The organism is Streptomyces uncialis (genome assembly GCF_001905345.1).
Lineage (GTDB): Bacteria > Actinomycetota > Actinomycetes > Streptomycetales > Streptomycetaceae > Streptomyces > Streptomyces uncialis.
The window spans coordinates 984695-997610 of the sequence record NZ_LFBV01000001.1 but is presented as its reverse complement, the minus strand read 5'-3'; the positions used below and the strand labels follow the sequence as shown (position 1 = coordinate 997610).

General features: G+C 68.6%; 8 protein-coding genes and 1 tRNA gene. 3 read left to right on the top strand and 6 right to left on the bottom strand.

Translation table 11 applies throughout. From position 1 onward, the window contains the following. Window positions 1–12: 12 nt before the first annotated feature. Window positions 13–2565, top strand: coding sequence for an N-acetylmuramoyl-L-alanine amidase (locus tag AB852_RS04320; protein WP_073783672.1), 2553 nt, complete (start codon window positions 13–15; stop codon window positions 2563–2565). 129 nt (window positions 2566–2694) lie between these two features. Here AB852_RS04320 and AB852_RS04315 read toward each other — a convergent pair whose 3' ends face one another. Next, the gene (locus AB852_RS04315; protein ID WP_073783670.1) at window positions 2695–3351 is read right to left on the bottom strand and encodes a hypothetical protein; all 657 of its coding nucleotides are present in this window, start codon (window positions 3349–3351) and stop codon (window positions 2695–2697) included. Next, window positions 3348–4307 carry an ATP-binding cassette domain-containing protein gene (locus AB852_RS04310; protein ID WP_079184281.1) on the bottom strand — a complete coding sequence of 320 codons (960 nt, stop codon included), beginning with the start codon at window positions 4305–4307 and terminating at the stop codon, window positions 3348–3350. The genes AB852_RS04315 and AB852_RS04310 overlap by 4 nt, the downstream gene beginning before the upstream one ends. Window positions 4308–4744: 437 nt before the next feature. On the opposite strand from AB852_RS04310, the gene AB852_RS04305 reads away from it, so the two are divergent. Beyond that, a tRNA-Arg gene (locus AB852_RS04305) sits at window positions 4745–4820 on the top strand. Between the two features lie 280 nt (window positions 4821–5100). Here AB852_RS04305 and AB852_RS04300 read toward each other — a convergent pair. The 4 genes from AB852_RS04300 to AB852_RS04285 all read right to left on the bottom strand — a co-directional run bounded on the left by AB852_RS04300 (window position 5101) and on the right by AB852_RS04285 (window position 11739). Further along, a complete protein-coding gene (locus AB852_RS04300) occupies window positions 5101–6420 on the bottom strand; it encodes a ScoMcrA-related endonuclease (RefSeq protein WP_143201175.1) in 1320 nt (439 codons plus the stop codon). A gap of 380 nt (window positions 6421–6800) precedes the next feature. After that, entirely contained in the window at window positions 6801–7148 is a 348-nt protein-coding gene (locus AB852_RS04295) for a hypothetical protein (protein WP_073783666.1), read from the bottom strand. Between the two features lie 327 nt (window positions 7149–7475). Next, entirely contained in the window at window positions 7476–10049 is a 2574-nt protein-coding gene (locus tag AB852_RS04290) for a S9 family peptidase (RefSeq protein WP_073783664.1), read from the bottom strand. A gap of 151 nt (window positions 10050–10200) precedes the next feature. After that, window positions 10201–11739 (bottom strand): MFS transporter, encoded by a 1539-nt coding sequence (locus AB852_RS04285; protein WP_073783662.1) that lies wholly within the window; start codon window positions 11737–11739, stop codon window positions 10201–10203. A 373-nt stretch (window positions 11740–12112) separates the two neighbouring features. On the opposite strand from AB852_RS04285, the gene AB852_RS04280 reads away from it, so the two are divergent. Next, window positions 12113–12907, top strand: a complete 795-nt coding sequence (locus AB852_RS04280) for a TetR/AcrR family transcriptional regulator C-terminal domain-containing protein (RefSeq protein ID WP_079184279.1) — start codon at window positions 12113–12115, stop codon at window positions 12905–12907. Window positions 12908–12916: the final 9 nt, after the last annotated feature.

Sequence of the window (12916 nt, the reverse complement as noted above, 5' to 3'; positions counted from 1 at the left end):
CGGGGGAACAACTTGAGATCGCAACGCAAACTGTGGATCACCGCCGCCGTGGCCACCGCGACCGTGGCCGGAGTGCTGACCGTCCAAGGACTGGAGGACACCTCCGGCCAGGGGGGTGACCCTGTCGACGCGAAAGCGGAGCCCGTCGAGACCGATGTGCACCGGGCGGCGCTGAAGCGGTCGGGGGACGGCCGTTCCGCGTCGCTCGGTCAGCGCAAGACCGACCCGTTCAGCATGCTCGGCGTGACATGGACCGACCCCGACACCAAGGTCGAGGGAACGATCGAGGTCCGGACCCGGGCCGCGGCGAGCGGCGCGTGGACTCCTTGGGTCCCTGTCGACACCGAGGCCGAGTCCCGCAACGAGAGCGGTCAGCGCGCCGGGCTGCGTGGCGCGAGCGAGCCGCGCTGGGTCGGCGCCTCCGACGGCGTCGAGGTACGGGTGGCCGCGGCGGACTCCGCCCGCGCGGGGCTGCCCGAGGGGCTGCGGCTCGACATGATCGACCCCGGGGAAGGCGCCGGGGACCGGGCGTCCGTCAACACCGCGGGCGGGCCGGCCAAGAACAAGACCGCCGGGAGTCAGGCTGCCGGTGCCGGTTCCTCCGTGGACAGGGCCTCGGCGGGCGTGTCCGCATCGGACGGCCACAATGAGGACACGTCCCGCGCAGACGGGGACACGGCCACCACGGCTCTGACGGCCATGGAACCCGCCGCGTTCTCCGTCGCCGGCGAGGCGGAGGGGCAGGTCTCCACCGAGAGCCCCAGCACCCCGGTCGCCGAGCCTTCCACTCCGGCGGTCCCCTCGGAGGCCACGCCGTCCACCCTGGAGCCGACACCCGCGCAGTCCTCACCGTCGGCGCCCGCCCCGGGGACCAGCGAACCGGGGACCAGTTCCCCGTCGCCCTCCTCGGACCCGAGTACCGCGCCCGCCTCCACCCCGACCTCACCCGTCTCCCCTTCGCAGACCGCCTCACCCACCCCCTCCGTCCCCAGTTCGCCGGGAACGCCGACGAGCTCCGGCCCGACCACCCCGCCGGCGCCGCCCTCCACCGCACCGAAGCCGCCGATCACCTCCAGGGTCGGCTGGCAGGCCGATGAGTCGCTGAGCAGCGAGGGCCCTGAGTACAACCCGGACGTGAAAGCGGTCTTCGTCCACCACACCGCGCAGACCAGCAACTACTCCTGCGTCGACTCCGCCAAGATCATGCGGGGGCTGCACACGTACCACGTGCAGAGCGAGGGCTGGAAGGACCTCGGCTACAACTTCGTGGTCGACAAGTGCGGCACCGTCTTCGAAGGCCGCAAGGGCGGCACGGACCTGCCGGTCCTCGGCGCGCACACCTACGGCTTCAACCGTGAGTCGGCGGGCATCGCCGTCATCGGCTCCTACGACACGGCCGCCGCTCCCAGCGCGGCGCTCACCTCCGTCGCCCGGGTCGCCGCGTGGAAGCTCGGCCAGTACCAGGCCGACCCGAACGGCACGGTCAAGCTGAAGGCCGGGGCGAACGGCGGCAACTTCAAGGGCGTGAAGTTCACTTCGGGCTCGTCGTACCCCTTCGACCGGATCTCCGGACACCGCGACGGCTTCAACACCATCTGCCCCGGCGGCCAGTTGTACGGCCAGCTCCCCACCATCCGCAGTTACGCGGGCGGCACGGTGGGCGGCCTCGCGATCAAGTCGGTCGCGGGGGCGGGCAAGTCGGGTTCGACGTACTACGCGAAGGACGCGGTGACGGTCGCCTGGACGGCGACGACGCCGTCGGCGTTCGTGAAGGGGTACGAGCTCCTCGTCGACGGCCGGGCCGTGGCGACGGCGTCCGGAACGGCGAGCTCCGCGAAGGCCACCCTCCCGGTCGGCACCCGCAAGGTACAGGTGCGGGCCACCCATATCTCCGGCAGGACAACGGTGACATCGGCGGCGTCGGTCACCGTCGAGAAGACGGTTCCCACCTTCTCCACCAAGCCGAAGCTCGCCCTGCGCGGCGGGACCGTGAACACGGCCGCGGTTCCGGTGACCCTGTCCTGGAAGGCAGCGGACACAGCGGCGCTCAAGGAGGTCCGCCTCACGGCCCCCACCGCGAAGACCTATGGGCCGACGACGACCAGCGCCTCGCACACCGCGAAGTCCGGCTCGGCGACCACATGGGCGATGACCGCTCACGACCAGGCGGGCAACACCGCTTCCGCGTCGGTCTCCGGGACCCCCGTCATCCTGCAGGAGACCTCGGCGAAGAAGACGGGCACTTGGTCCGCCAAGTCGTCGTCGAGCTACCTGGGCGGCAAGTCGTCCTCTTCGTCCGCGAAGAACGCCTCCCTGACCTGGACATTCACCGGCCGCTCGGCCGCATTGGTGGTCTCCCGCGCGGCCACCTCCGGTCAGATGGACGTGTTCGTCGACGGCCGCCTGGCCAAGACGGTCGACCTGAAGTCGTCCACCACGAAGTACCGCGACGCCATCTGGACCCAGTCGTGGTCGTCCAGTACCAAGCACACGGTCAAGATCGTGGTGAAGGGCACCAGCGGCCGCCCGGCGATCACCACGGACGGGCTCGTCTATCTGAAGTAGGACAGCGAGCGGCCGGCCGAAGAGGACACCCGTGACCTCTTGCCGCGCGGGTCGCTGAAGAGGACAGCACGCGGACACGGCGGCCCCGCGAGCGTCCGAGAGCCTGTCCGGCGATCACGCCGGACAGGCTCAGTCCTTTCTGGCAGTGACCACCTGGGTGACCGCCGTCCCCACCACAAGGGCCACCAGAGCGGCGGTCAGCGGCACGATCGTGGCGCCCAGAAGATCCGCTGACTCCTTCCCGTCCAACAGGTCGGTGAACAGAAGATTGACCGGCGGCAGCCCCTTCGCCAGCGTCACGGTGAACAGCAGCGCGAGCGCCAGCACCAGCCCGTATCCCTGGCGGCGGAAGACCTGACGGGAGCAGACAAGGCCGACGGCGACGCCTGTGAGAGCACAGATGAGCTGCGCCAACGCCCCCAGCAACAGGTCTGCGGCAACCGGATCATGCTTCCCGATCAGCAACGGCAGTGCCACGCCGACCCCGGTGAGCGGCAGGCAAGAGAGCAGCGCGGTGCAGACCAGGGCGACAAGCACCTTGAGAGATCCGCCCGCGCCGACCACCACGACGGACCGGTGCGTCCGGTCCTCAAGCCCGGCCAGCGTCATGGTCAACCAGGTGGAGCACAGCAGCATCGCGCCCGCGCACGAGCTGTACGTGGCCGCGAGGGGCCCGGAGTCGCTGCTCGTCAGTACGACAATCAGGCTGACGAACAGCAGCACGGGGGCAAGGTAGCGCTGCGAGAGCAGCAGCACCGAGCAGTGATAGCGGACCAGCGCGGTCACGTCGTTGTCCTCTCGGTCCGGTCTGTCGACAGCTGGGGCGGCTGAATGCCTGTTGCCCGGGGGCGCCCTGGACGGAGGTCCGGTGATGCGGGGTCGGACGGCCGACGCGGGCCGCCTTCTGCGGGGCTGACCGCGTCCACGGACCAGTGGTGACGCAAGGCCAGCATGAGGACAGCGTCCGAGTGCTCCCTGGCCACTCGCAGCGCCAGCGCGTCGTCCCTGCGGGACACGGCCACCACACCCGGCACCGTGTCCCATCGCACGTCGTCGGGACTCGGGCCGCTCGGGCGTGCGGTCAGGGCCAGGGTCAGGTCGCCCAGCGTCGCGCTGTGCGCCGTGTCCTGATAGCCGGACGCGGTGACACGTCCTGCGGCGATGGCATAGGAACCGGTGGTGTGAGCTCCGGCGATGGCCTCGCGGTGATCGGTGAACACCACCGCACCGCCACGCGCGGCCACCTCCTCGACGAGTTCCCCGAGCACCCCGTGCGCCGACGCGTCCAGGCCCGACCACGGCTCGTCGAGCACCAGCAGGTCGGGGTCGACCAGCAGGGCTTGAGCCAACGCGACCTTCTGCGCGTTGCCCTTGGACAGGGTGCGCAGCGAGGCATCGACCCCGCCGACCAGGTCGAGCCGATCGGTCAACCGGTGTGCCCGGGCACGGGCCGTGGCCGTCGACAGCCCTCGGACACGTCCCATATGGGTCAGGTAGGAAGCCGCGGAGAGCCGCTCGGGGGCGGTGAAGCGGTCCGGCACATAGCCGATGGAGGACGGACGGCCGGACACGGAACCGGTCGTGGGCCGGGTCAGTCCGGCGAGGATTCTCAGCAGCGTCGACTTCCCGGAGCCATTGCCGCCGATGACGGCAAGGACATCACCGGCGGCGATGTTCAGATCGACTTCACGGAGTATCCAGCCCCCCGTTCCGTAGCGCTTCCCCACCGCTTCACAACGCAACAACTCGACTCCTCGGCACGAACAGGAGAGACCGGCGCACCTACGCTCACACGTACCGTCCACGGCCCCGTCACGGCAACGAACACATCCGGCCACCAAGAGGACAACCTGCGGTGTGACGTTGCTCCCGCGCTCCCTCGCCCGCGAGCACGACGAGATGTCTCGACGGGTTCGAGGCCACCGCGGTGGCCATGGAACGAGGACAGGCCGGTCCACCGCCGCAGACCACAAGCTGGGGCGCCAGGACTCGAGCCGGGAGACCAGAGGCCGACAACCGTGGAGACGCCGGCCACTCCCGAGCCCCCGACCGGCCTCGCGACCCACCACCCCGCCCCGATCCGCTAACCTGTCAGGGACCGCCCTACCGGTGGTCCACCCTCGTGGGGACTGGACGAACGCTCACCCAGAGTGCTCACCCGTGTCCTCAACGAAACCCCGCCTTCGTAGCTCAGGGGATAGAGCACCGCTCTCCTAAAGCGGGTGTCGCAGGTTCGAATCCTGCCGGGGGCACCAGCCAAAGGTCCCGGACCGATCATGGTCCGGGGCCTTTGACATCACCAGCCATGATCGACGACGGCCGGGACGCCGCCCCTGAGCAGCCGATCCATACAACTCATAGCCCGGCGCTGTATGTCCTGCGCCACATGCGTGTGCGCATTCATGGTGATACTGATCTGGCTCTGCCCGATGATCCCCTCACAGCACGGAGAGCGCCCCGCGGCCGTGTGCAAGGTGACCGTGCCGGGGCGGGGTGCTTGCCACTTCCTTGAGCGTTGTTCCGCTCAAGGCGCTGTCAGTGGCTCGGCTCGGACGACTCCCACACGCCTCGCATCTGCTCACGGGCCTGACCGGGAGCGGGGACTCGTTCAAATACCCCCGGGGCCAACCGATGAATGATGTCGATACCGTAGTGGTGCAGAAGGTTGCGTTCCTTGGGCTCAAGGGGTTGAGGAAAGAGCGCTGTGAGACGGCCAACTTCGCCGGGAACGTATCTTGCGTAGTCGAGTAGTTGGGCCAATGCTTCGCGTACGTAGCTACGCTCAACGCGCGATTTCGCTTCGATGAGTTCGCGTCCATCGGGACCGTCCAAAAGGATGTCGCAGATGCCCGCTGTACTGGCGAAACGTTTCGTTGTCGTGTCGGTGAGCGTTCCGCAGAACTCGATGACCAACGCCGACTCGTCCCGGTTAAAGAGAACCTGTTGCGCAACTCGCTCGACCGCCTTAGAGCGGGTGTGCTGTCGCTCCACCGCCAACTCGCGGAGCGTACAGGAGGACTCCACAGCGCCAGCTTCCTCCAAGGCAGTCCTGGTAGTGACGAGCAGACCGTCAATTGCTGCACGGGCTCGCTCACCAGACAGCACCAACTGCCCTGGGTACTGAAAGTTGGACTTATAGCCAAGAAGAGTGCTCAACGTGGTGTACGGAACCTCCGCCAGCCCGAACTGGCGAAGGCTGAAGACCGTGCGCCAGCTCTCGCCGCCCACATTCGGCGGCCACATCACGTCAGCGAAGGAGCTGTTCTGAAAGATGGCCCCGATCTCGCCAATGGCACGTACATGGTTCTTTCCAGTGAAAAGCACTACGTCACCCGTAGAGACTTTCTCCATCTTGCCGTCGTGGCGTGACGTGGCCCCCCAAAAGCGGGCCCGTCCGTCCGGGTGGAGCTCCTTTAGACGACCAAGTTGCCCATCCGTCAGCCTCTGGGCGTACCTGGGCTCGGTGAACGGAACCGGCTGGTCCAGAGTGTCCTTCCAGTGTCGGCGCGACTCGGCACTGCCGAACGCCGGGGAGACCAACAGACGTGCCGCGAGGCCTGAGCGGGCGGGTCTCCCCGCTTGAGGTCCCTCCACTCGAAAGCCGAGTCGAGTCAGCACCGAGGCTATCGTCGCAGCCCCCTCGGAGAACTCATCCGTTCGCAAGGCGCGGCCGTTCAAATGACGGTGGGCCACACCGATGACGGCCCGGCAGTCATAGTGACGACCCTCATGAACGATCAGGTAACTTCGCGCAGGGCCGAACCCGTACATAGCACGAAACTCCTCCCCGCCAAGGTCGTCATACTCCGTCAGCGTCCGCAGCACATGCTCTCGAGTGACCTCAACTATGCCCACTCTCAAATCATATGACAATTAGTCACCGAGATTAGTTCGGGCTTCCGCGCATCTTCGTTGCAATGGCGACCGCGAAGATCATCCTGTCCGGTGGGCTTTGGTCCCTTTCGGGCTGTGGTGAGGTGGTGGGCACGAGCTCCAAGAGGGCGGCCACCGGGCGGTCGGCCACCAGCGGGATGCTCTTGGCTACCGGAAAGCCTCACCGCGGTCCGGCTGGCGCAGGTACCGGGCGTACCGGGATGCCGGGCGCACGGGCCGCAGACACCCGACACGACCTGCGCCCGGCAGTGATCAGCGCCTGATGGAATGCCCCGGCCGTCGGCCGCCCGGTCGAACCGGCCCGGCGCGCACTCGCATGCGGCGACGTGCCCAGGTGCGGCTCAGGCCGCGTTGCCCTGCCTGTTGTCCGCTGAGGCCGCAGGGGTGACGCGGGTGCAGGTGGAGCCGTGGACCGTGGTCGAGTGGTACCAGAGTGGGCAGCAGGGGGCGAGCGGAGGCGGTGCGTCCAGGGGGTCGAGGTCCGCCCTACGTGTCGCGTGACGCTCTTCGGCCTGAAGTCTTCGACCCACGGCGCGTTCACGGGAGGCTCCCCAGGCCAGCAGGGCGGTGCTGTAGGTCATGGCGACGGCCACGAGCCAGTACGCCTGGTACGCGGCGTACAGAGCCCCAGCAGCGAGCAGGGAGCTGATCGCGGTGAGTGCGTGGGCGTAGCGGCGGTGGGTGGTCATCACTGTGCGTCCCCTCCCGGGCACAATCGGATATTCAGGATTGTTGCATTAGTTGGGAGCAATGGGGATAGGTGGGGTGGAAGAGGTGAGTTGCCGTCAGAGTGGCTGTAGGGCCCCATGGATGGAGAAACGCCACAGTGGCCACCACTTGGGATGCGGTGGCCACGAGTTGGGGAGCAGGGGCCATGGGCTGGGGCGGAGTGGCCGCTGCGGGCGGGTTGGCATCTAGGTCAACGGATCGCCAGACTTGTCCTCATCGCTGGTGCCCTCATGGCGGAGGGCCTCAACGCGGGAGGGCCTCATCGCGGGGGACTGATGGTCGGCGGCTCAGCTGAAGATGTCCTTCAGGAGCTCCGCGTCGATCGTCGGCGGTGTCAGCCGGTACGTCTTCGGGGGCTCGGCACCGAGGAGGTGGCGCAGGAAGTAGTCCCATCGGCGGCGGCTCACGTAGTGCTCGTACCCGAAGAAGGCGTGCTCCGCGCGCGGGACGATCAAGAGTTCGAAGTCCTTGTCCGCTCGGACCAGGGCGTCCGCGAGGCGGAGGGTGTGGTGCGGGTGCACGTTGTCGTCCATACCGCCATGGATCAGTAGGAGCTTGCCCTCGATACGGTCTGCCACCTCCACGTTGGAGGAACGGATGTAGTCCTCCTCCGCCGCCGGGCCGTCGTACGTCTCGGCCCACCACAGGTGATAGAAGCGGTTCTCGTGGTTGCCCGCCTCCGCGACGCCCACCTTGAAGAACTCCGGGAACGAGGCCATCGCCCGTACGGTGGCGTAGCCGCCGCCGGAGAGGCCGAAGGCGCCGACCCGATCCAGGTCCATCCAGGGTCGTTCGGCGCCCAGTTGCCGTATGGCCGCGACGTGGTCCTCCAGGCCGCCCGCCGCCTCGTGCCGCGCGTACGAGGCATCGTGGAACGCCTTGTCCCGGCCCGGAGTGCCCCGTCCGTCGACGGCGATCACCACGAACCCGAGTGCCGCGACCGCCTCCGCGTCATGGCCGAGCACCCCGGGGTCGAAGGCAGAGCTCACCCGGCGCATATGCGGGCCCGGGTAGGGGTGGTCGATGACCGGGTAGGAACGCTCGGGGTCGAACCCGTGCGGCCTGTAGAGGACACCGTGGATGTCGGTGACGCCGTCCGCGGCCTTCGCCGTGAACCGCTCCGGTGGCGTCCAGCCCGTGGCCCGCAGACGGCTGATGTCCGCTTTCTCCAGCATCACGACGGCTCGCCCGTCCCAGTCACGGACGGTGATCACCGGCGGGACGTCCTGGGTCGAGGCCGAGTCGATGAAGCGGTCACCGGCGGGGGTGACGGTGACCTCATGGTCGAGCCCGTCGTCCGTGAGCTGAACAAGGCCCGTACCGTCCAGACCTGTCCGGCAGACCGTACGCCGGTATGGGTCGCCGACGACGAGTCCGGACGCCACGAAGTCGACGGTCCGCGCTTGTTCGTCCACACGGAGGATCTCCTGAACAGCCCACGAACCGGTGGTGACCGGAGTCGCCGGCCGCCCCGACGCCGTGTCGTACAGGTAGAGGTGGCCCCAGTTGTCCCGCTGGGAGTACCAGAGCACCTCAGCGCCGCCGGACAGCACTCGCACCATCGGCTTCTGCGACTGCTGCTGTGCCGGTTCCACGCGGGTCGGACCCGTCTCGGTGACGAGTGTGCGCACCTCCCCGGTCGCCGGGTCCATCCGTTCCAGGGTCAGTGTCCGCACGTCACGGGACTGGCGTAGGAAGTGGACCGCTGAACCGTCCTCGTCCCACCAGGCCCACCGGGTCGTGATCGGGGACATGAGCGGCATGCTCAGCGGCTCGGTGCGTGCCCGCACCGTGTCCCCGGTCGCGATGTCCAGCACGACCAGTTCGCCCGTCGGCATCCGCTCGTCGCCCGGGTACGCGTACCGCTGAGTCCTCAGCTCGGGCGCACCGCCGCTGTCGGGCATGTGGTCGACAGTGTGGGTACGGCGTACATCGCGCTGGTCGGTGAGATGGGTCAGGACACGGGTGGAGTCCGGCGACCAGACCAGAGCGGGGGGCAGATGGGGCAGGCCGATCCTGCCCAGGAGTACTTGGGGGCTGAAGGGGCTGAGCCCGTACTCGTGGTCCTGCTCGCCGTCCGTCGTGAGCGGTCGCTCCATCCCGGTCGCCTGGTCACGGAGCCACAGGTTGTGGTCCTTGAGTCGGACCGCCCATCTGCCGTTGGGGGACACCATGTCCAGGAAACTGGCCGGTCGGTGACCGTCGATTCGGGTGATCGCGTAGGTGGAGAGGTCGCAGCGCCAGTGGCCTTCGGGGGTGTCGAACTCGACGGCGGAGTAAGGGGGCTCGCAGTTCCTTGCGGACGAGATGGGAGCGACGCTGGCCTCATTGGCCGCTATGGGCGCGTCCGCTGAGGTCGCGCTGGCCTCTGTGGCCGCATTGACCGCTATGGACCCGCCGGCCGGGACCTCATCGACCGCAATGGCTTCACTGGCGCCCGTGGCGTCGCCGCTTGCCCTCGTCTCGTTGCCCCGATCGGCCCCGGTCCCCGCCCGTTCCGTCGGTTCAAGGCTCTCGAAGGGAAGATGCGCCGGCTCCACGCGCTGTCCCGTCGCCTTCGCCAGAGCGACGGCCAGTCGCTCGTGGTCGAACGCGGGGGTACGGGCGCCGGTGCGGGTGTCGACGGTCATGAACATTCGGCCCGGAGGAACGCCCGGTCCCTGGTCGGTGGCCACCGTGTACCAGAAGCGGGAGCCGTCACCTGTCCAGTTGGGCCTGATCCGGCCTCCGAGGACGAGGTGGCGGCGATTGTGGCGGAGAAGGGATTCGGCTGTGGCGTAGACCGAGTCCTCGATCTGAACGACCTCGGGTGCCGTGCGGGTGTGAGCGTCGGTCCGGGTGGGCGTGGTGTGCGGGGCCATGTCCGTGTCTCCTTGCTGCCGGAGGGAGGCTGTTCCGGCGGAAGTGGGGTCGGGCGGGTGATGTATGCGGTCACTCGGGCGTAGCGGGTGTCCGCATTCCGTCAGCGAGTCGAAGGCCCGTTGCACGTACCGCGACTCGGGGGGGCGGAAGTCAGACCGCAGCGGTGTCCAGCGCGCTCGGGACGGGTACGGGCGTGGAGGGCTTCGCTATGGGGTGCTCGGTCTTGGCGTCACGCATCAGCAGGAAGGCGACGAGGGCGGCCACGAGGACCCCGGCCGCGGCGATGACGAAGCTGGTGGACATCGCGCCGGTGAAGGCTTCGCGAGCGGCCGAGGCGAGGTCGGCGTCACCGGTGGTCCCGGCGAGCGTGAGGGCGTCGGCGATCGAGCGGGTGGCCGCCTCGGGAGCGGTGCCGGGCAGCCGGTCGGCGAAGCCGCTGGAGACAACGCTGCCGAGGACGGCGACACCGAGGGCGGCACCCATCTGCTGGATGGTGTCGTTGAGGGCGGACCCGACGCCCGCCTGCTCCTGCGGAACGGCGCCCATCAGTGCGGCGATCGCGGCCGGCATGGCCAGACCGGAGCCTGCGCCCAGCAGCGCCAGGGACGCGGCCACGGCGACGAGGTCCCCGCCGGACGCGGTGACGGAGAGTGCGAAGAAGCCTGCGGCGGTGAGAACGAGGCCGAGGGCGACAAGGGGACGGTTGCCGGTTCGGGTGCCCAGGGCGGCGCCGATGCCATTGAAGACGAGTGACGCCACGGCCAACGGGATGAAGGCGAGACCGGCCTCCGTGGGGGTGTGGTCGAGGACGAACTGGAGGTACTGGCTCAGGACGAGGAGCAGCCCGCCGTTGCCGACCTGGACGAGCGTCAAGGAGAGGCTGCCGCCGCTGAAGTTGCGGTCACGAAAGAGGCCGAGGGGCACCATCGGCGCGTCGGTTCGGGACTCCCAGACCAGAAAGCCGGCCAGCGAGGCGACGCCGACGACGAGGGTGGTGAGGGTGCTGGTGTGACCGGGTCCGCCCTTGGGGAGCTCGATGATCGTCCAGACCACCGCGACCATGCCCACCGCGGAGAGGACCGCGCCGAGCGGATCGGGCTTCTGCCACGGCCCCTTGGACTCGGGCATGAGGACATAAGCGGCCACGATGGCGAGGGCGGCGATGGGCACGTTGATCAGGAAGACGGCACCCCACCAGAACCAGCCGATCAGCACGCCGCCGAGCACCGGGCCGCCTATCAGACCGACCATGGCGACGGCGCTCCATGCGGACATCGCGGTCCGCCGCTCCTTCTCGTCGAAGACGGTGATCAGGATGGACAGCGTGCTGGGCAGCACCAGCGCTCCGCCGACACCCATGACCGCGCGGGCCGCGATGAGCTGAGCGGGGCTGTCCGCAATGGTGGCCACCAGGGACGAGAGTCCGAAGAGGGCGAGTCCTATGACCATGATCCGCCGTCGGCCGAAGCGGTCGGAGAGGCTGCCTGAGGTGAGCAGCAGGCCGGCGAAGACCAGGATGTAGGAGTCCAGAATCCACTGCGTGTCCTGGGCTGTGGCCCCGAGGTCGGCCGCCAGGGAGGGCACCGCGACTGTCAGCACCATGTTGTCGATGACCAGCACGAGAGTGCTGAGGCACAGCACGATCAGGATCAACCAGCGGCGGGGATCGCTGACTCGTCGGGCTTCCATGACAGACCTTTCGATAGGACGACGCGGATGTTCCAGAGCACTTGACGCAGCAGGCTGCGAACACCATTCCGTCGATGCGCACACCGTTCGCAGCACTGCGAACACCGTACGCACGCCGAACGCCGTACGCAAGTGCGCACAGCGTTCGCATGACCCTGCTTGGGTTGGGTGTACGCAGATGCGTACGGCGTGCGCTACGGTGATGGGGTGGGCTTCCCTGGGCTCAGGAGCGATCGATCGCAGTCGGAACGGCGCACGTCCGCGAAGCCTCGGAGCAGGCAGGAACGGCGGGATGCGCATGCCCCGGACGCCCTCCGGCTGCTATGCCCGGGACCTCTATCAGCGACAGCGCGTACCGAAGGAGCAAGGCGTTATGGCCGTCAGCAGGAAACCGTCCGCCGCGGCCGCGAAGCCGTCCGAGAGTTCCGGCAGCGCGGGGGGCGCGCATGATGAGCCGCCCGTGGCCTCCGCCTGGACCCGCCGTCGACCGCGCCGGGAGCAGCCCGCGCTGAGCCGGGAGCACATCGTCGCGGAGGCCGTCCAACTCCTCGACGCCGAGGGCATCGAGGCGCTCAGCATGCGGCGCCTCGGGACCAGGCTGGGTGCCGGAGCGACCTCCCTGTACCGGCACGTCACCAACCGCGACGAGCTGATCGAGCTGGTGGTGGACGAGGTGTACGGGGAGATCCTGGTGCCGGACACCGACGATCCCGCGCATTGGCGGGAGTCCGCGGTCGTCTGCGCGGACAGTGTCCGGGCGATGATCCTTCGGCACCCGTGGGTCGCCTCGGTTTTCAGCCAGGTCGGCCTGTCCTATCTCGGTCCTCATGTCATGCGCCTCAATGACCGCATGCTGGCCTTGTTCGAAGCCGCCGGGTTCGATGCGGAGGAGGCCGACCAGGCGATCGCCACGGTCATCGCCTACGTCATCGGGACCGGGACGAGCGAGGCGGCCTGGCTCACGATGGTGGCCCGGAGCGGGGAGGACGAGGAGCGTTGGGCGGCCCGTCTTCAGCCGGCGATCGACGAGGCCTCGGCGGACTATCCGCGGTTGCGGCAACAGCCCAAGCCCTCGGGGGCCCGCAGTCTGGCCGAGGTCCGTGACACGAACTTCCGCTACGGCCTCGACCGCGTCCTCGACGGCCTCGCGCTGCGGCTCGCGCCCTGAGGAATGAGG

Coding starts and splice junctions, on each gene's coding strand:
- AB852_RS04295 (WP_073783666.1), bottom strand. CDS start 7,148: ATGACCACCCACCGCCGCTACGCCCACGCACTCACCGCGATCAGCTCC.
- AB852_RS04290 (WP_073783664.1), bottom strand. CDS start 10,049: ATGGCCCCGCACACCACGCCCACCCGGACCGACGCTCACACCCGCACG.
- AB852_RS04285 (WP_073783662.1), bottom strand. CDS start 11,739: ATGGAAGCCCGACGAGTCAGCGATCCCCGCCGCTGGTTGATCCTGATC.
- AB852_RS04280 (WP_079184279.1), top strand. CDS start 12,113: ATGGCCGTCAGCAGGAAACCGTCCGCCGCGGCCGCGAAGCCGTCCGAG.